This window comes from Nocardia sp. NBC_01730 (assembly GCF_035920445.1).
Lineage (GTDB): Bacteria > Actinomycetota > Actinomycetes > Mycobacteriales > Mycobacteriaceae > Nocardia.
The window spans coordinates 7,536,647-7,554,384 of the sequence record NZ_CP109162.1; the positions used below are offsets into that span (position 1 = coordinate 7,536,647).

Annotated in this window: 13 protein-coding genes, 1 tRNA gene and 1 pseudogene; 9 read left to right on the top strand and 6 right to left on the bottom strand. The window is 64.7% G+C overall.

Going from position 1 to position 17,738, the window contains the following annotated elements; translation table 11 throughout:
• Nucleotides 1-198 precede the first annotated feature (198 nt).
• The gene (locus tag OHB12_RS31310; protein ID WP_327113372.1) at nt 199-3,657 is read left to right on the top strand and encodes a protein kinase domain-containing protein; all 3,459 of its coding nucleotides are present in this window, start codon (nt 199-201) and stop codon (nt 3,655-3,657) included.
• Nucleotides 3,658-3,893: 236 nt separating this feature from the next.
• Here OHB12_RS31310 and OHB12_RS31315 read toward each other — a convergent pair whose 3' ends face one another.
• Nucleotides 3,894-4,793 carry a LysR family transcriptional regulator gene (locus OHB12_RS31315; RefSeq protein WP_327113374.1) on the bottom strand — a complete coding sequence of 300 codons (900 nt, stop codon included), beginning with the start codon at nt 4,791-4,793 and terminating at the stop codon, nt 3,894-3,896.
• Nucleotides 4,794-4,800: 7 nt separating this feature from the next.
• Between OHB12_RS31315 and OHB12_RS31320 the strand changes: the two genes are divergently transcribed.
• The 7 genes and pseudogenes from OHB12_RS31320 to OHB12_RS31350 all read left to right on the top strand — a co-directional run bounded on the left by OHB12_RS31320 (nt 4,801) and on the right by OHB12_RS31350 (nt 11,334).
• Entirely contained in the window at nt 4,801-5,223 is a 423-nt protein-coding gene (locus OHB12_RS31320; protein WP_327113376.1) for an RraA family protein, read from the top strand.
• 5 nt (nt 5,224-5,228) lie between these two features.
• A complete protein-coding gene (locus tag OHB12_RS31325) occupies nt 5,229-5,612 on the top strand; it encodes an aminotransferase class I/II-fold pyridoxal phosphate-dependent enzyme (RefSeq protein ID WP_327113378.1) in 384 nt (127 codons plus the stop codon).
• Between the two features lie 51 nt (nt 5,613-5,663).
• Entirely contained in the window at nt 5,664-6,920 is a 1,257-nt protein-coding gene (locus OHB12_RS31330; RefSeq protein WP_327113380.1) for a tyrosine-type recombinase/integrase, read from the top strand.
• The gene (locus tag OHB12_RS31335) at nt 6,917-9,397 is read left to right on the top strand and encodes a site-specific integrase (protein WP_327113382.1); all 2,481 of its coding nucleotides are present in this window, start codon (nt 6,917-6,919) and stop codon (nt 9,395-9,397) included. The genes OHB12_RS31330 and OHB12_RS31335 overlap by 4 nt, the downstream gene beginning before the upstream one ends.
• A gap of 81 nt (nt 9,398-9,478) precedes the next feature.
• Entirely contained in the window at nt 9,479-10,129 is a 651-nt protein-coding gene (locus OHB12_RS31340) for a class I SAM-dependent methyltransferase (protein ID WP_327113384.1), read from the top strand.
• A 24-nt stretch (nt 10,130-10,153) separates the two neighbouring features.
• Nucleotides 10,154-10,963: pseudogene (locus tag OHB12_RS31345) on the top strand (aminotransferase class I/II-fold pyridoxal phosphate-dependent enzyme); the annotation flags it as partial.
• Nucleotides 10,960-11,334: an alpha/beta fold hydrolase gene (locus OHB12_RS31350; protein WP_327113386.1), complete on the top strand. Its 375-nt coding sequence runs from the start codon at nt 10,960-10,962 to the stop codon at nt 11,332-11,334. The pseudogene OHB12_RS31345 and the gene OHB12_RS31350, both read left to right, overlap by 4 nt.
• A gap of 117 nt (nt 11,335-11,451) precedes the next feature.
• Here the strand turns inward: OHB12_RS31350 and OHB12_RS31355 are convergent, their stop codons facing one another.
• The 4 genes from OHB12_RS31355 to OHB12_RS31370 form a co-directional block, all read right to left on the bottom strand.
• Nucleotides 11,452-12,054 (bottom strand): TetR/AcrR family transcriptional regulator, encoded by a 603-nt coding sequence (locus OHB12_RS31355; protein ID WP_327113388.1) that lies wholly within the window; start codon nt 12,052-12,054, stop codon nt 11,452-11,454.
• Between the two features lie 149 nt (nt 12,055-12,203).
• Nucleotides 12,204-13,154 (bottom strand): hypothetical protein, encoded by a 951-nt coding sequence (locus OHB12_RS31360; RefSeq protein ID WP_327113390.1) that lies wholly within the window; start codon nt 13,152-13,154, stop codon nt 12,204-12,206.
• 133 nt (nt 13,155-13,287) lie between these two features.
• A complete protein-coding gene (locus tag OHB12_RS31365) occupies nt 13,288-14,166 on the bottom strand; it encodes an SAM-dependent methyltransferase (protein WP_327113392.1) in 879 nt (292 codons plus the stop codon).
• Nucleotides 14,167-14,787: 621 nt separating this feature from the next.
• Nucleotides 14,788-16,026: a cytochrome P450 gene (locus OHB12_RS31370; protein ID WP_327121653.1), complete on the bottom strand. Its 1,239-nt coding sequence runs from the start codon at nt 16,024-16,026 to the stop codon at nt 14,788-14,790.
• A gap of 430 nt (nt 16,027-16,456) precedes the next feature.
• On the opposite strand from OHB12_RS31370, the gene OHB12_RS31375 reads away from it, so the two are divergent.
• Entirely contained in the window at nt 16,457-17,056 is a 600-nt protein-coding gene (locus tag OHB12_RS31375; RefSeq protein WP_327113394.1) for a potassium channel family protein, read from the top strand.
• Between the two features lie 487 nt (nt 17,057-17,543).
• Here the strand turns inward: OHB12_RS31375 and OHB12_RS31380 are convergent.
• Nucleotides 17,544-17,625 (bottom strand) — tRNA-Leu (locus OHB12_RS31380).
• Nucleotides 17,626-17,738: the final 113 nt, after the last annotated feature.

Consider the following 17,738-nt stretch of genomic DNA (forward strand, 5'->3'; position numbering starts at 1 on the left):
GCGGCACACGGGTAGCCGCAATCTCACAGCAAACTCAGGCTATCAGCTGTGACCGGGATTAGTATCGAACTGTCGGGCTTTCTCACGTCGAGAGGCGGACATATCAACGGCTACGGAAGCGGCCACCCATCGGGCTTCGGGCGAAATATAACGGTATACAGAATGTTTCGTTGAGCCACTGGAGTTGATGAGCAGACGGTGGGCAGCCATGATCTCGAAGGGACGCAGCGCGACCTGAGTTTCGGTATCGCCGCGGAATTGGCTGCGGCGGGATTCGATGATGCACAGGAGATCGGTCGCGGTGGTTTCGGTGTGGTGTATCGGTGCGTCGAGCACTCGCTCGACCGTGCGGTGGCGGTGAAGGTTCTCGATTCCGAGGTCACCGAGGACGAGCGGGCTCGTTTCCTGCGCGAGCAGCGGGCCCTCGGCCGGTTCTCCGCGCATCCGCACATCGTGCAGGTGCTGCGAGCCGACGTCACCACAACCGGCAAGCCCTACCTCGCGATGCCGTTTCACGCACAGGGATCACTGCAGTCGCGGATCCGGGCGAAGGGGCCGCTGCCATGGCAGGAAGTGCTGTCGGTCGGAGTGAAGATCGCCGGTGCGCTGGCGGCCGCGCACACCGGCGGCATCGTGCACCGCGACGTCAATCCCGCCAACATCCTGATGACCGACTATGGCGAGCCGCAGCTGGCCGATTTCGGCATCGCGCGCATCGGCGGTGCATTCGAGACCGCTGCCGGGCTGGTGGCGGGGACCCCGGCGTTCACGGCTCCCGAGGTGCTCAGGGGCGGGGAGCCGACGGTGGCCGCCGACAACTACAGCCTGGGCGCGACGCTGTTCTGTTTGCTGACCGGCCACGCGGCCTTCGAGCGGAGACAGGGCGAGTCGGTGGTCGCGCAGTTTGTGCGGGTCACCACCGAGCCGGTTCCCGACCTGCGGCGAAGTGAAGTGCCCGCGCTGCTGTGTGTCGCTATCGAATCGGCAATGGCCGGCGATCCCGCGGAGCGGCCCGCGACCGCTCGTGAGTTCGGTGATCGACTCCGGAACATCGAGTTCTCGAGCGGCTTGGCAGTGAACTCGATGGTGCTTCCGGCAAGCGAGGTGACCGGCGGGCCCGAGATCGGTGTCGAACCGGCCCCCACACCACCACCGTTGTCTGTGCAGACGGCGCTTGCGACACCGTTGACCCGCTATCGGCCGCCGGAGCCGTCGCGTCAGCCGGTTCAGCGGCGACGGTTGCTCGACATCCTGCGGCAAGGCGAGCCCCGGCGGTTGGTGCTGATCCACGGGCCTGCCGGGTTCGGGAAGAGCACGCTGGCCGCGCAGTGGGTCGATTCTCTCGCCTCCGACGGCGTCCGCGTCGCCTGGCTCAGCGTGGATCTCGACGACAACAACGTCGTGTGGTTCCTGTCTCATGTCATCGAGGCGATTCGCCGCGTGCACCCTGAGGTGGCGGCAGATCTGGCGCAAATCCTCGAGGAGCGCTCCAGCGATGCGACACAGTACGTGGTGGCCACCCTGATCGACGAGATTCACAACCATGGCGAGACAGTGGCCCTGGTGGTCGACGACTGGCACCGGGTGACGAGCCCGGTCACCGTCGCGGCGATGGAATTCCTGCTCGATCGCGGCTGCCATCACCTGCAGATGATCGTCACCAGCCGCAGTCGCAAAGGGCTGCCGCTGGGCCGGATGCGGGTTCGCGACGAACTCGTCGAGATCGACGCGGCCGGCCTGCGGTTCGACGACGTCGAGACCGCCGCGTTCGTCGCGGGCGTCAACGACTTGTCGCTGGCGGCCGAAGAGATCCAGCACTTGCGCGCATCGACCGAAGGGTGGGCGGCTGCCGTGCAACTGGCGTCGCTGTCGCTGCGCGGACGCGACGATCCGGGCGCGTACATCAGCCAGATCTCCGGACGGCATTACGCCATCGGTGAGTATCTGATGGAGAACGTGATCGACACTCTCGAACCGAACATGCTCGAGTTCATGACGCGGACCTCGGTTCCCGAGCGAATCTCTGGCGAACTCGCCGAAGCGCTGGCCGGCGTGACAGGCGGGCAGGAACTGCTGGAGGAGGTTCGCCAGCGGGATCTGTTCCTGCGCGCCATCGACGACGAACTCCGGTGGTTCCGCTATCACGCGTTGTTCGCCGACTTCCTGCGCCGCCGACTGGTCCAGCAGCATCCCGGTCTGCTAGAGGAATTGCATTCGACGGCGTGCGAGTGGTTCGCCGACCACGGAATGGTCACCGAGGCTGTCGATCACGCACTGGCGGCCAACGCTCCCGACCGTGCCGTGGAACTTGTGGACGCGCATGCCGAGGAGTTGTTGGAAACCGGGCGGATGGCGACCCTGCTCGGGCTCGTGGCCAAGCTGCCCGACTCGCTGACGGTGCAGAATCCGGGGCTGCAGGTGAAGATCGCCTGGGCGAACACCGCCCTGCAGCGCCTGGACGTCGCGACCACTGTGCTCGACCGCGCGGATGCGGTACTAGCGGAGGCACCGGCCGACGATGACCAGAGCAACGAGACCCGCGTCGAATCGGCGCTGGCCCGCACCTGCGCGGCTGTGGTCGTAGACCAACCCGTGCGGGTGCCGGAGTCGGTGCTGGTGCTGGCCCGCGAGCCGCTCCGGCCGTATATGGCGGGGGCAATCGCAATGATGGCGATGGGGTCCGCGCTGCATCGCTTCGAGTTCGATGAGGTGTACCGCTGGCATCGCTGGTTCGAGCCGTACCGAAATCGTGTCCGTGGCCCCTTCGCCGTCATGTACTGCGACTGCGTCGCCGGGATGGCCGCCAGCGAGCAACTCGACCTCGCGGCGGCGGAATCCTATTTCCGGACCGCGCTGAGCCTGGCACTGCAGACCGGCCGGCAGTCGTACTCCACCCGGCTGGCCAGTGCACTACTCGGCGAATTGCTGTACGAGAAGGGGCAATTCATCGAGGCCGAGGAGTTGCTGGATGTCGGGTTGGCCGTCGAGGGCGGTGGGGTGGAGTTCCTGCTGGCGGCCTATGGGACCGGGGCGCGTCTGGCCGGGGTGCGCGGCGATCTCGACACCGCACGGCATCGGCTGGACGAGGGCGCCGCGATCGCGGCGATGGTGCCGATTCTGCGGCTCGCCGCCCGGATGGTCAACGAGCGGATCCGTCTGCTGCTGCCGATCGCCGATATCGATCGTCGAGCCCTCGAGCAACTTGCCCCGTACACCGTGCAGCCTGACGTGGCGTCGGCGGTCGCTTCCGAGCTCGCCCAGGGCTCGGCGATCCGGCTGCTGCTTGCCGAACGCACCAGTGTGGCAGCCGAGCTGGCCTGCCGTCGCGCCGAGCAGCTGGTGCGCGAGATCGCCCGGCAGGACCGGCCGCGCGCGCTGCTGCACGCGGAGCTGCTGCGCGGGTGCTGCCTGTCGGCGACCGGGCAGACGCTTCGCGCGGCCGAGCTACTGGCCCCGGTGCTGAGTCGGTGCGCCGAGCTGAGGCTGGTGCGGCCGGTCGTCGATGCAGGCCACCAGCTGCAGCCCGTTATCGAAACACTGTACGTAACAACGAAATCAGAGACTCCGCCGCCGCAGTTCCTGCGGCAGGTATCGGCAGAGTTCGAGCAGGTGCCACTGAGCTGCGGCCGACAGTCCGAGGACGAACCATCGCAGTAGTCGCAGAACGAGTGGGGGCCGAATCGCCCTCACACGACGGCGACGGCCACGATCGCCGCGGCGGGGTGATGCGGATCGTGGGATATATTCGCCTTCGAGTCGGGGATGGTTACCGGGGCCTTGCAGATACCACCGTCCGGCGCGCTGATCCTGTTCCTTGCACGACCGGACGGCAACTGGCGGCTAACCGATCATCGCCGTACTCACCACCGATTCGCTGTCGACCGCAGCCCAGCTCAAACCGGGTGACTTGGTTCGATTTTCGCTACCGATCGGGTCATCAACTCGGTGAGCCGGCCGACCAGGGGTTCGGGGTCGGAGCGGGTCATTGCGGACAGCTCGATGGTCGTAGCCCCGTGGCGTAAGGGGCGGAAGCACACGGACGGACTGGCCGCGGCGGCGGCCGCAGCGGGTACCACCGTGACCCCTAGGCCGCAGTCGACCATGGCGATCTGGGAGGTCACCGACCGCGCCCAGTGCGCCGGGATGGGGCTGAAACCGGCGGCTCGGCACATCGCGCCCATCGCATCGTGGTAGTCGGGTGAGATGTGGCGGTGCAGCCACACCCACGAGTCACTTGCCAGCTCGCCCAGATCGAATGGCTCGAAGGTGTCGGCCGCCCGATGATCGGCAGGTAAGGCCGCGACGAACCGGTCGACGAATATCGTCGTCGCCGTGGTACCGCGGACCGGGGCGGTCTGTCGCACAATCGCGCAATCGAGCGTGCGGTCGAGGAGACCTGCCGCTGCCTCGTGCGTATCGATCTCCTGTGTCCGGATCTCGACGCCCGGCACCTCAGCGTGGAACTCTTCGAGCACGCGCGGCAAGGGCCACGAGAATGCCGAAGCCACCGCACCCAGGCGAATCCGACCACCATGGCCGACGGCCGCGTGCCGCACGGCGGCCTCGGCATCCTCAGCTTGGCGGATCAACGCCCGACACTGCTGCAGGAACACTGTTCCGGCCGCGGTGAGGGCGACCGATCGATGAGTGCGGTGCAACAATTCGCAACCCAGCTGCCGTTCGGTCTGCTTGATTGCCTGCGAGAGCGGCGGCTGTGACATCCGCAGCCGCTCTGCCGCTCGACCGAAATGCAGTTCTTCGGCCACCGCAACAAAATAACGAGCTTGCCGCACCTCGACAGTGATATTCAGAACCTCTTACATTCTCGGCGGCGCCGGCTTCGGCCACTGGGGTGAAGTCCTCACCGTCGCCGCCCAACATCGCGGACTGAACGGCCTGTTGATCGACGGCGGCGTCCGCGACGCCGCCGAACTGGAGGCTCTGCGGTTTTCTGTCTTCTCGCGCAACAATTCCATCCTCGGGACGCGCAAGGACTTCCGCGGCGTGTTCGAGCGTCCCGTGACGATCGGCGGTGTAACGATCCGAACCGGCGATCTCATCGTCGGCGATGTCGACGGGGTCGTCGCCCTGCCGGCCACCGACATCGATCGGATCCTCGACCGCGCCGACGCCCGAGTCGCCCACGAGAAGCAGATCATGTCGCAACTGCTGAACGGGGCCACCACACTCGAGCTGTACAACTTCGGCGCGGCAGGACAGTGACCATTGTGACCGACAACCCGATCTTCGCCGTCGCCGTCAAAGCCGAAGCCCTCCGCGCACAGGGCGCCGACGCGATCACACTCGCCGCCGGAGAACCACAGGCACCCAGCAGCAGCGCCGTGATCGACGCTGCCGTCGACGCCGTCCGCGACGCCACCGCCCACCGCTACGGGCCCGCGCAGGGCGACCCGGAGCTTCGAGAACTCGTCGCCACCCAACTCGCCGCCGACACCGCTCTCACCTGGACTGCCGACGACATCCAGATAACCCTCGGCGCGAAACACGCGTTGTTTCTCGCTACGCACGCCCTGATCGGCCCCGGCGACGAAGTTTTGGTCGGCGCACCCGGTTGGCCAGGACATGCCCTATTGACTGAACTAACCCCATGATCGGGGCAGGTCGGGGCCACTGCGGTCGGGCTCGGTGGGTAGCTTGCCCGCGTGATCGAATCCGAGGAGAACACCCGCGATCTCGCGGGTCTGGTGGTGCCCCGGTCTGGTCGGTTGATAGCCACCGGCGAGGAGTCCGAGCCGTATCGGCTGCTGGACAGCCGCGGGGCGGTGGTCGCCCCGGTGGAGGTATTCCTGCGAGAGTTGCTGGCAGCGGGACGGGCGGCGCCGACGCTGCGCTCATATGGCATGGATCTGTTGCGGTGGTGGCGGTTTCTACAGGCCATCGATGTTGGCTGGGACCGCGCAACTCGGGTCGAGGCCCGCGATTTCAGTTGCTGGATCCAGCTGACGGTGAAGCAGCGCCGTCGGGTCGATCGTTCCGATGGGGCTGGTTGGGCAAAGCATAGGGCAGCAGAAGTCAATTCAGTCAGCGGTAAGCCCGCTCCAGGAGACGGATACGCCCCGGCGACCGTGGCGCATTCGGAGACTGTGCTGCGGACTTTCTACGATTTTCACCGCGATGCCGGAAGTGGGCCGATTCTGAATCCGTTCCCGCTGGATCCGTCGCGGCGGTCCCGTCGGGCGCATGCGCATCGCAATCCGATGGATGGGTGGCCGCGCGAGCGAGTGGGGCGTTATCGGCCGAAGGTTCGGCATCGGATTCCTCGCGCGATTCCTGATCACCGGTTCAACGAGTTGTTCGCGGCGCTGGGGTCGCATCGGGACCGCGCGTTGGTGGCGTTCTGGATCTCGACGGGGGTGCGAGCGTCGGAGCTGCTGGGGCTTCGGCATTGCGACGTCGACCCGGGCCAGCAACTGATCACCGTAGTGCGCAAGGGAACTCGCGCTTGCCAGCAGGTGCCGGCGTCGGCGGATGCGTTCGTTTGGCTGCGGTTGTATCAGGAACAACTACACGGCCAGGTCCCCCAAGGTCGGATCCAGCCGGTGTGGTGGACGCTTCGGCGGCCTCGGCGGCCGTTGAAATATCACGCGGCGCACCGGATGTTCGAGCGCGCCAACGCAGTCCTCGGCTCGGACTGGACCTTGCACGATCTCAGGCATTCGGCCGCGGCCAGAATGGCCCGCGACCCGCAGCTGACGTTGAGCGACGTGCAGCTGGTCATGGGACATGCGCACCTGTCCACCACCGAAATCTACCTGACCCCGAACAGCGACGAGGTGATCGCCGGAGTCCTGGCCCATCATGCCCGCACCGCCGAACAGCGCGACAAACCGGCGCCACCACCACCGGCGCCCGGTTACGACCCGCAGACGTTGAGCGTGTTGTTCGGAAGGAACCTGTGAACTCCATCGTCAAGCACAGCACCCGCAAACCCCTGACCGCCGCTGCGTCGGTAGCCGCCGAGCAGCGGCTGCGCAATGGTCAGCTGCGCACCGAATTTCCGCCACGATCGATCGAGGGATGGTGGCCGCACACGGCAGCCACGACCGAGCAGGTGCAACAGCGGTTGACGGCCCCACCGTTCGCCCCTACAGCGAAAACCACTCGGGGCGGGCGACGACGCGGGGTGGCCAAGATACTGCGCTGGCTGTCGTCGTTCCCAGGTGAGACCTGGCAGGAGCGTTGGCAGGTCAGCGGCGCCGAGGAGCATCCGGGAGCAGGATGGATCGAGCTGCCGATGGCGTGGCTGGCAGCACACGGCGGAACCACCTCCTACGACTCGACCGATCTGACGTCCGGGCTGCTCATGCTGATCTGCGGAGATGTGCTCCGCCCCGGCATGGGTTGGATGCTTACCCGCACGCACCGATATCTCACGACGATGATGGCGCAGGTCAGGGATCCGAACGGGTTCGCCCGGCTGGCAGAACTGGCCGCCGCTGAACCGGCCAGTTCCCGGGCTGACGCGAAGATCTCGGCGACTCGCATCGCCGTGATCCTTGCCTGCAAAGGCGGGACCATCGCTGACATCGTCGTCGGTGACTGCGCGGAACTGGTCGACACCATGCGCCGAGTCCAGACCCGCGGCGGACAGAAGAAAGTCGACTTCTATCTCCGGTTGCGCGCTATGGGCATCTTCGGCGGACACTCGCCGCACAGCATCCGCGCGTTCGGGTTGGCCGGTGGACGGCTGACGATCGAGCAACTGGTCGACCGCTACCGCATCCAATGCCGACCGATCCGAGACCTGCTCATCGACTACCTGCGTGAACGACAGCCGTCTCTGGACTTCTCCAGCCTCGACACGGTCTCGAGGACGCTGGCCGGCCTGTTCTGGGCCCGCATCGAGGCACTGTCCCCCGGCATCGACACTCTGCAGATCCCGACGGAGGTGATGCGCGATTGGAAAGACGGTCTCGGCACCGTCGAACGCACCACCATCAGCAGCACTGGCGAGCGGATCAAAGTGCCGGTGCCGCGGCTGAGCCTGAAAGACGAACTAATCCGGGTGCGGGCCCTCTACCTCGACATCGCGCACTGGGCTGTCGAGGACCCCGCTCGTTGGGGGCCGTGGGTCGCGCCCTGCCCGATCACCAGCGCCGAAATTCAGAAGGCCAAGGAACGCAACCACCGCAAAGCCCGCATGGACCAGCGTACCCGCGAACGGCTGCCCGTCTTGCCTGCCCTCGTGGCCACCGTCAACGACCGGCGTCTCGCAACGGCTGGGCTCCTGGCTGCAGCACAAGCGGCACAACCCGGAGCGATCATCGACGGAACAGGCGGGAAACTTCGAAACGCCATAGTTCCCAAAGCGATCGGGCGATTCATCTGGGCTGAGGAAGTCACGACTGGTAAACGGCGCAACCTGTCCTATGAAGAAGAGGAAGCGTTCTGGGCGTTCGCGACCATCGAGGTCCTGCGCCTGACCGGCATCCGCTGCGAGGAACTACTCGAACTGTCTCACCACAGCATCACCGAATACCGGCTGCCTAGCACAGGCGAACTCGTCCCGCTGCTGCAGATTGCACCCTCGAAAACCGACACTGAGCGCCTCCTGCTGGTCAGCCCCGAACTGGCCGACATTCTCAGCACCATCGTCCAACGCTTACGCAACCCGGACGGCTCCATCCCGCTGGTCGTCTCCTACGACGTCAGGGAGAGAATCTGGAACCCGCCCATGCCGGTGCTGTTCCAGCGCGGGATCGGCAACGAACGCCGCGCCTTCACCCCAACCGCGATCCGGAAACTGCTCATCAACGCGCTCGCCGCGACCGACCTCACCGACCCCAACGGCGACCCGCTGATCTTCAGCCCTCACGATTTCCGGCGGATCTTCGTCACCGACGCCATCATGAACGGCCTGCCACCGCACATCGCACAGGTCATTTGCGGGCACAAAAGCATCGATACAACCATGGGCTACAAGGCCGTCTACCCTGCGGAAACCATTGAGGCACACCGAGCCTTCATCGCACGGCGCCGGTCGGTTCGGCCCGGCGAAGAATACCGCACGCCGACCAACGAAGAGTGGGATGCGTTCCTGTCTCACTTCGAGAAGCGGAAAGTGTCGGTCGGGACATGCGCGCGGGCATTTTCGACGCCCTGCATTCATGAGCACGCATGCGTCCGATGTTCACTCCTGAGACCGGACCCGGCCCAACGAGCCAGGCTCGAAGAGATCCGCGACAACCTCGAAGCCCGCATCGTCGAGGCCAGACGCGAGGGCTGGCTCGGCGAAATCGAGGGCCTGCAGGTCAGCTACAGCGGCGTCAACGACAAACTCGCCCAGATCGACGCCACGCTCCAGCGAACCACAGCAGGGACCGAACTCGGCATCCCCGGATTCGATGCCACTTTCGGAAGGACTGCTGCCCCATAGAAATTAGCTCAGATGCTCCTCAATCCGGCCGCCGCAGCGTCGGTCAATGGCGATTGATGGTTACGGACTACCCTGCCGGTGATGAGCGCAGACGACTGGTTGACCGATACCCGAATCTCCTACGACACTGTCGCGCTGAGCTATGCCGACCAGGTGCGCGATGCCTTGGCTGGACACCCATACCTCCGTGCAGCTCTGGCATTGTTCGCGGACAGCGTGCGGGCCGCTGGCGGCGGGCTCGTAGCCGATGTCGGGTGCGGTCCCGGACACGTTACCGCCTACTTACACGAGCTGGGTGTTGATGCCTTCGGTGTCGATCTCTCCCCTGGGATGATCGAGGCAGCTCGGCGTGACCACCCTGGACTGCGGTTCGAGGTGGGTTCTATGACGGAGCTGGACTTCCCGGCAGCCTCGATGGCCGGCATGCTGGCTTGGCAGTCGTTGATCCACGTCCCCGACGACGAGGTCCCGGCCGTGCTGAGGCACTTTCATCGAGTACTGCGTCCCGGCGGACCACTGCAATTACTGTTCCACGTCGGCACCGAGTCGCAGTTGAAGACCCAAGGCTATGGCGGTCACCCGATGAATGTCCATGTCCACCGTCGGCAGCCGGACCTCATGACGACCTGGCTGCGTGATGCCGGATTCAAGGTCGAGGCTCACATGCTGCTCGCCCCGGAAGAGAAAGCTTCGCAAGCAATACTTTTCGCACGTCACCAGCCTTACCAGTAGTTCAGAGAAACCGAAGTCGTCACCGCCGCAGGAGGAGTCGCGTCACCGGTTTCCACAGACGGCCGATTCCGACTGACTGTCGACGAACTCGACCGCCACCGCACTCCACGCACCCGCGCCCTCATCCTGTCCAGCCCTGGAAACCCCACGGGCGTGGTGTACGACGAGTCCCGGCTGCGTCAGATCGTGAATTGGGCCGGGCAACAAGGTATCTGGATCATCAGCGACGATATCTACCGCGCCTTCGACTACACCGGCACCTACCAACCGGCCCTGCGCGTGGCACCGCAGCTCCGTGAGCGCATCGTCATCGTCGGGGGAGTGTCGAAGGAACACGCCATGACCGGGTGGCGAATAGGATGGCTCGCCGCACCACCGGAAATCATCGCGGCCGCTCGACTTCACGTCTCCCGCACTATCACCCACGTCCCGACCGTCACACAGCGCGCCGCCCGCGCCGCCATGCTCGACACCCACACACCCTTCAAGGCGGCGCGCGACTACCGGCGGCGACGTAAGCAACTCGTGGACGCACTGAACCGGATCGACGGCATCGACTGTCCACTCCCAGACGGCGGCATGTTCGCATTCCCCTATGTCGAGGGCCTCCTACGCGCGCGCGGCTGGAACAGCAGCGCCGAACTCGCCACATGGCTGCTCGACACCGCCCACGTCGCAGTCGTTCCCGGCGAGGCATTCGACGCACCCGGCCGAATTCGGGTGTGCTTCGCGGTCGACGACGACGCACTCGCCACAGCGATCGACCGCCTGTACGACGCGTTCGGCCCCACCTCGGCCCGTGCAGCAGACGCATCGGGGATCGCGACCCGATGAGTGCGGTAACCAAGATCGAACGATTCACTGTTTCACTCACCATCGGTGAGACGCGCGTCGAAATCGCTGGCCTCCACCGCCACGGCACCGGCACGCCCCTGGTGTTCCTTCACGGGTTCGGATCGACCAAAGAGGACTACGTCGACGTCATCCACCAGGCACGACTCGCCGACCACGCCGTACTTGCCTACGACGCACCGGGCTGTGGTGCGACGACATGCTCGGACCTCGACGTCATCTCGATACCGTTCCTGGTTTCGGTCGCCGAGCACGTACTCCGTGCGAAAGAGATCGAACGCTTCCACCTGACCGGACACTCGATGGGCGGGCTGACAGCGCTCCTGCACCGGGAACACTCCAAGGTCACGTGACGATCGAAAGTCCCAGACCCAGCCCGCCGTTATCGCGTTCCCGCGGCCGATCCAGCCGCACCATCCGACCGAACGCGGTGAACGCCATATGTTCCGGCGTGTCCTTGTTTCCTTCGACTATGTCGCCTCGAGCGCAGGCAGAAGAGGGCCCAGACCTTTGCTGAACGCGTTCGCACCCACGCCGTCGAGCAGTGCCTGCTGAAAAAGGAAAGCCGGACCGAGTGTGGTGAGCACACGCGCAACATCGCCTACTTTGACCGCAGGATCGAGCAGCCGTTCCCGCTGGTAACGCTTGATGAGACGCGAAAACTTCTCGCGCACCGTGCGATAGCTCTGTGACAGCAGAGCGCCGAGCACGGGGCTGCGTACCGCCTCCGCCCATACCTGCACAGCGAGTGCCGCGAACTCCCGTCTGTTCTCCTGCCTATCCAAGACACTGAACATATGCTCCAGAACCTCGGCGAGCGGCGGCAACTCATCGCTGTTGAGTACATCATCGAATCCGACCGTAATTTCGTCGAGTACCTCTTCGACGATCGCGCCGACGAGCGCTTCCTTGCTGGGGAAGTAGCCATACACTGCGCCGGAGGACAGACCGGACTCGGTGAAGATGTCCTGCATGGACGTGGCATGGAACCCGGAACGCGTGAAGCAGCGCCGGGCGGCATCGACGACCTGCCTTCGGCGTGCATCACGATAACCTTGGGTAAGACGTGGCATCGTTCGAGTATAAAGAAGGATCATTCGGCTTGAGGGCTCTAGTTTGCACGCTGTCCCGCAGCGCCGAGGTGGAGATTCGGCTCAACCGAATTACGCGCGGGCATGCCGGCCGTCGAGGGTTATCCGTGGTGGCGTATTCGACCATTCCATCAAGCAGAGACCAGTGCCGGAGGGAGGTCCGCGGAGGGCTGGCGGGCGCGGAAGGCGCTGGCGAGAAGGAGGGCCAAAGCAGTGGTCGCCCAAACCAGGAGGGCCGTTAACGTTCCGGCGGTGCCGGCACCGCCGAAATAGGCGACCGAGCGAAGCAGCGAGGCACCAGCCCCTGGGGGCAGCAGCTGACCGAGAGAACCCCACGGCTTCGGCAGCATCTCGGGCCCTGTCGCGGCTGCCGAGAGCGGGTTGCCCAGCAGCAGAAAGGTCAGGCCCCCGATGCCGAGACCGGTACGGCCAGCGACCGTCCCTAGTGCGACTATGGCTCCGGACACCGAGAACGAGATCAGCCCGACTACGCCGGCAAGGACCGGGAAGGACCCCGGGATCAGTGAAAGCCAACCCTGAATGATCGTCATACTCAGCAATCCGGCAGCAATGGAGTAAACCGCCAGGCCGGCCATGCGCGCTCCGACCGATGCGACGACCAGGGCGAGTAGGTAACCGGCCGCGAGACTCGACATCACCAGCGGAAGCACCATGGCCGCAAATCCTCTGCCACCCAGGTCATCGGGGTCGCTGGCGACAACATCCTCGACAAGTGCAGCGGGAGCCCCCGACAACTGCTGGGCGATCTGGGTCATCTGTTGAGCAGCAGCCGGGCTTGCTGCCGAGGAAATCAGCACCTGCGCCCCGACATCATCGGACCCGCCCTCCGTGACGATCGCCCCGTACACCTCCAGATCGACGATCGCGGCACGTGCTGCCGCGGCGTCGGCGACAGTGATGAACTCGAACGAGCCCGGGCCGCGCTGGGCTAGCTGGTCGGCGATCATCGCCGCTTGTGCGCCAGCGACGGCAACGGGCAGATCCCGCGCCTTCGTGTTGGATGCGGGCCAGACGAAAGCGATCAGCATCACCGCCTGAAGCACGGCGGCGGCGATGCCCACGGCAAGCGCGCGTTGCACAGCATTCACGTTGCACTCCCATAAATAGATTGATCATTCCTATTGGCGAGATCAATATCCCGCCGCGCAAATGAGATCACCGGCTCGCTGGTGGACGGCCTGCTTCGAGCTCCGTTCACGACTTCTCGACGCGGAGTCGAGCAGTGATCAGCCAGCCCCGACCAGAACCTTCGGACTGCGGGTTGAACGCCGGAGGCACCGGCCGTTTGAATGACCGAGCGATCGTGCCGAATTCGTGCGCGCCGGGTTCCCAACCATGCCCCTCTAGCCAGGCGTCGAGATCGGTGGTCGGTCCACCGCCCCACAGCCGCACCAGATCCTCGGAAATTGCCGCCCGAGCCTCGCGCAGCACTTCGGAATCTTCGGCGTGATCGGCAGCCAGTTCACTGCCGGGTGCCGACAACTCGGTCATCCGCTCCAGCAGCAAGTCAGCTGCCTCACCTGGCAAGGCGTACAAAATTCCCTCCGCAAGCCATATCGTTGGCGCGTCGGCCCGAAAACCGGCTCCCCGCAACACCTCCGGCCAGTCCTTGCTCAGGTCTGCCGCTACCTCGAAGTGCGCACATTGCGGCACCGCCCTCACGCCCGCGAGTGCACGGCGTTTGAATGCCAGCACCTCACCGAAGTCGACCTCGAACAGACGCGTACCGCTCGGCCAGCCAAGCCGGTATGGGCGGGCATCCATCCCTGATGCAAGCAGCACCACCTGGCTGCACCCGTCACCGGCCGCGTCCAGCAGTACTTCGTCGAAAAAGCGGGTCCGCACCGCCACCTGATCCGACATCAGGTCGAGGAAACCCCTTCCGCTCGACGGCCTTGCCGCCCATGCGGCGGAACTGTAGCCGGCGGCATCGAGAAAGCGCTGCGCGTACGGGTCCTCGAACAACCGGTCCGGCCGGGCACTCTCCCTGGCCCGGAGCGCAGCCACCCCCAGCGACGTCTCTCCGATACCGCTCAACGACACCGAGCCCACCGGCCCCTGCGACGTTCCCATCACTTACCTCCTCAAAAAGATTGAACATTCTGTTTGTATCTTCGCTTCATGAGAGGTCGGTGTCAAACGGAATTGTCATTCTTCTTGATTCGGGGAAGGTGATTGGCGGATCGAGGAGTCGCACCCCTCCGAACTCGACCAAGGTAGATTGACCGGTCGGTTTATAAAATCGGCTTGAGTGCGTTCTTCGATGAGGACGGCCTCGTACTCGACAATGAGGGCGAACATGCCGAATATGAGCTTGCCGTGGTCGGTTGTGGTGTCGACGATCCCGTTGGTCGCATGGGGCAAAGTAGCGAGCCATCTGGTCGGGGTGCCGATTGGATGGTGTCGTCGGCCGTGGCCACGGTGGACGGTGTGTCGGCGGGTGGCACGCAGGTGACGCGGCTCGGTGGGGGCTTTCTGCAGCCACCGGGTCGCAGCTGGTGAGAGTCGGGCGGGGGCGTCCGGTCCGGAACAATCGAACCAGTGGCCGATTGGGCGACCGGGACACGATGGGCACTCGAAGATATACGCGCCGCCCGCTACCAGGCCACCGTCCGCACCGCCGCTATCAACCAATGGCTCCGACACGGGTGAGGGCGGGCACCTGCCCACCCTCACCCACTTTCAAAACTCAAGCTAGTCGGCAGTGAGTTTGGCGGGCATGGAGCGGTAGGCGTGCAAGTTGATCAGGCGACGCGGGATCGGCGGGCCGTCCAAGCGCAGATCCGGATAGCGCTCGAAGAGGGTCCGCAGCGCGATGACGCCTTCCATTCGAGCCAGCCGGTATCCCAAGCAGCCGTGCACCCCGCCGCTGAACGCGAGGTGATCCGCGGCGTTGGCCCTGGTCACGTCGAATCGTTCGGGATCGGGGAAGACGCCGGGGTCGTAGTTTGCGCCCGCCAATGACAGTAAGACCAGGGAACCGCGCTTGATGTGCTGATCGGCGATGTCGACGTCACAGTTGGCGATCCGGCCGGTCATCCGCACGGGGCAGTCGTAGCGCAGGATTTCCTCGATCGCGCCCGGCCACAGCTCCGGCTGTGCTATCAGAAGCTTCAGCTGATCCGGATGCCTGGTCAGCAGCGCGATTCCGTTGCCGAGCAGGTTCACCGTCGTCAAGAATCCGGCGTCCAGCAGCAGTGCCGCGTTGGCCATCTGCTCGCGGCGGGTGAGCTCACCACTCGTCACCAGCACAGTGAGCAGGTCATCGCCCGGTTCTGCGGTGAGCTTGTCGATGCGCTGGTCGAAGTACTGCTTGACCTCGGCCAGCTCGTCGGTGGCGTGGCGATACGTGGTCCAGGTCAGTGCTCGGTCGACCAGCGGCGCACTGTTGAAACCCCACTTCAGCATGGTCGAATGCATGTCGGCGGGCAATCCGAGTATCTCGGCGATGATCGCGACGGGCACCTGTGCGGCGAAGTCCTCGATCAGGTCCGGTCGCGGCTTTGATTCCAGGCGTTCGAGTAGGCCATCGGTCACTTCAACGGCCCGTTGCTCCAATTTGGCGATCGCCCTCGGGCTGAATGCCTGCCCGACCAGGCGTCGGTACCGGGTGTGTTCCGGCGGATCGGTCACCAGCATCGAGGGCGGTTCCGCGAGGTTGGGAAGTCCCAAGTCAGTCTTGGTCAATACCCAGCGGATCGGCTTCGGAATGATCGGATGGTTGGGCGTGACCACGCCGAAGCGATTGTCTCGCAGGATGAGACGGCACAAATCGTAGTCCGTGGTGACGTGCGCTCCCGATAGCTTGGGCAGACGGCCCCGCTGTCGGATCTCCTCGATGAACGGCGACACGCCGAGCAAGCGATCGTCGCCGAAGGCGATTTGTGCGAGCGGATCGCCCCGACGCGCCGACCACAGCAGATAGGACCGCATCAGGCCGTGCAGCAGCAGCCACCGAATCCACGCGCGAGTCAGCACTGCCACCTCCGCTCCGGCCTCTTACCCCATGGTATGCAATGATAGGCAACTTCTATGATGTTGCGCCCCCGTTTGCATGGTTGGCTGGTTCTGTCGCCGATGTTGGTGACCTGCGATCATCGCCACCTCCCGACGACTCGCGCGTGCGTAACCCTGTTTCCAAACGCTCACTTACAGTAATAGGGTCTGTGCGGACGAGGGCTGTCGTCATACGGCCGCAGACCACGAAGCTGAACCGTCACGGGTTGGGGCCAACAGGCGACTCCGCGTAGCAAGCAGTAGCGGGAGTTTCGTAGCCAGCAGATAAGGGTGTCGACTCGCCCCGACACAGTGGCCGCGCCGTGGCTCGCCCCATTCATGCTTCGCGCGTCCTGGACTCTCAGCCATGGCGGACCCGGACGAGGTGGCTGCTAAGGGTGTCGAGGAGAAATCGGCCGTAGCGGACCAACAACCCGGCGAGTCCGCTCGCGATCCACAGGAGTCGGAGCGGGCTCTGCGCCGAACCAAGCGCGCTGTGTGCGTGTTGGTACCAGTTCAGGTGGTCTTCTGGATCTACTTCTGGGCGACCTCTACGAGGTCCGGCCTGCCGGCGCCGATGGTGCTGGTCGCCTGCGTACCGCCGACTGTGGTGACGATCTATGCGGTGGCCACCGTGATGGTCATCAAAGACCGTTTGTGGACAACGATCGTCATCGTCTTCGCCGCTGTGGACATCCTGGTCACTTTCTCGAAGCTGGACTACGACGCGGGCACGACGAGAGACTTCACCGAGCCGTTGTCGCACTCCGGAGCCCTGTACTTTTCGTTGGGCATGCTGACGACTGCGGGCACCGGAACAATCTCGCCCGTCAGTGACGCCGCCAGGACCGTTGTCGATATCCAGATGATCCTCGATCTCCTGTTCTTCGCCATCGCACTGGTCATCGCCGTGACACGATTCACCGAACCCACAGCCTCCACAGCTCGCCGCAACGACGCAAGATAACCGCGGCGGTCCACCCCGAGGAGTTCGGCTTCGACCCGACACCTCAGATCGCCCACATGTGGCCAGCGCTACACCCGCCTACGACACGAAGTGTGATTGCTGCGGCGTCGCTGAGCATTCGGCTGATCGTCGACCGGCTTTTGTCGAGCTCGCGGGCGATTCGGGTGGGAGACCACCCGTCGACGTGGTGGTTGGCCAGTGCCTGTGCGACTACCTCGGGGTCGCGGCGACGGGCTGTGTCGCGTGCACACAGAAGCACGGCCAAATCCCTGAACCCCCGGTTGGCTTGATCGACAGTGTGGGACGGCGTGTGCACGTAACCGCTCGCGCACGTTTCGACGTCATCCGTGACGGAGATGGGTGCTGCGAGCGCCTTCGATCGCCCACCTGGGACGCCCGCGGCGCTGGAGTGCGGACGAAACGTCGATCGAGGAGGTGGTCGAACACGTATTCGCGTCAAGTTTGACGCAAATACGTGCTCGAGTAATGCGCGAGAGGGGACTTGAACCCCTACGTCCGTGGACACCAGAACCTAAATCTGGCGCGTCTGCCAATTTCGCCACTCGCGCTTGATGGTACGACCGTCCAAACTCTACCGGGCTTCACCGCCATCGCGAAGCACCGGGCAGGCGTGGCGTACTCGCCAGTAACCCCACCTGGGATTATAACAATTTGATAACTG

Coding starts and splice junctions, on each gene's coding strand:
- OHB12_RS31365 (WP_327113392.1), bottom strand. CDS start 14,166: ATGGGAACGTCGCAGGGGCCGGTGGGCTCGGTGTCGTTGAGCGGTATC.
- OHB12_RS31340 (WP_327113384.1), top strand. CDS start 9,479: ATGAGCGCAGACGACTGGTTGACCGATACCCGAATCTCCTACGACACT.
- OHB12_RS31350 (WP_327113386.1), top strand. CDS start 10,960: ATGAGTGCGGTAACCAAGATCGAACGATTCACTGTTTCACTCACCATC.
- OHB12_RS31375 (WP_327113394.1), top strand. CDS start 16,457: ATGGCGGACCCGGACGAGGTGGCTGCTAAGGGTGTCGAGGAGAAATCG.
- OHB12_RS31370 (WP_327121653.1), bottom strand. CDS start 16,026: ATGCGGTCCTATCTGCTGTGGTCGGCGCGTCGGGGCGATCCGCTCGCA.
- OHB12_RS31355 (WP_327113388.1), bottom strand. CDS start 12,054: ATGCCACGTCTTACCCAAGGTTATCGTGATGCACGCCGAAGGCAGGTC.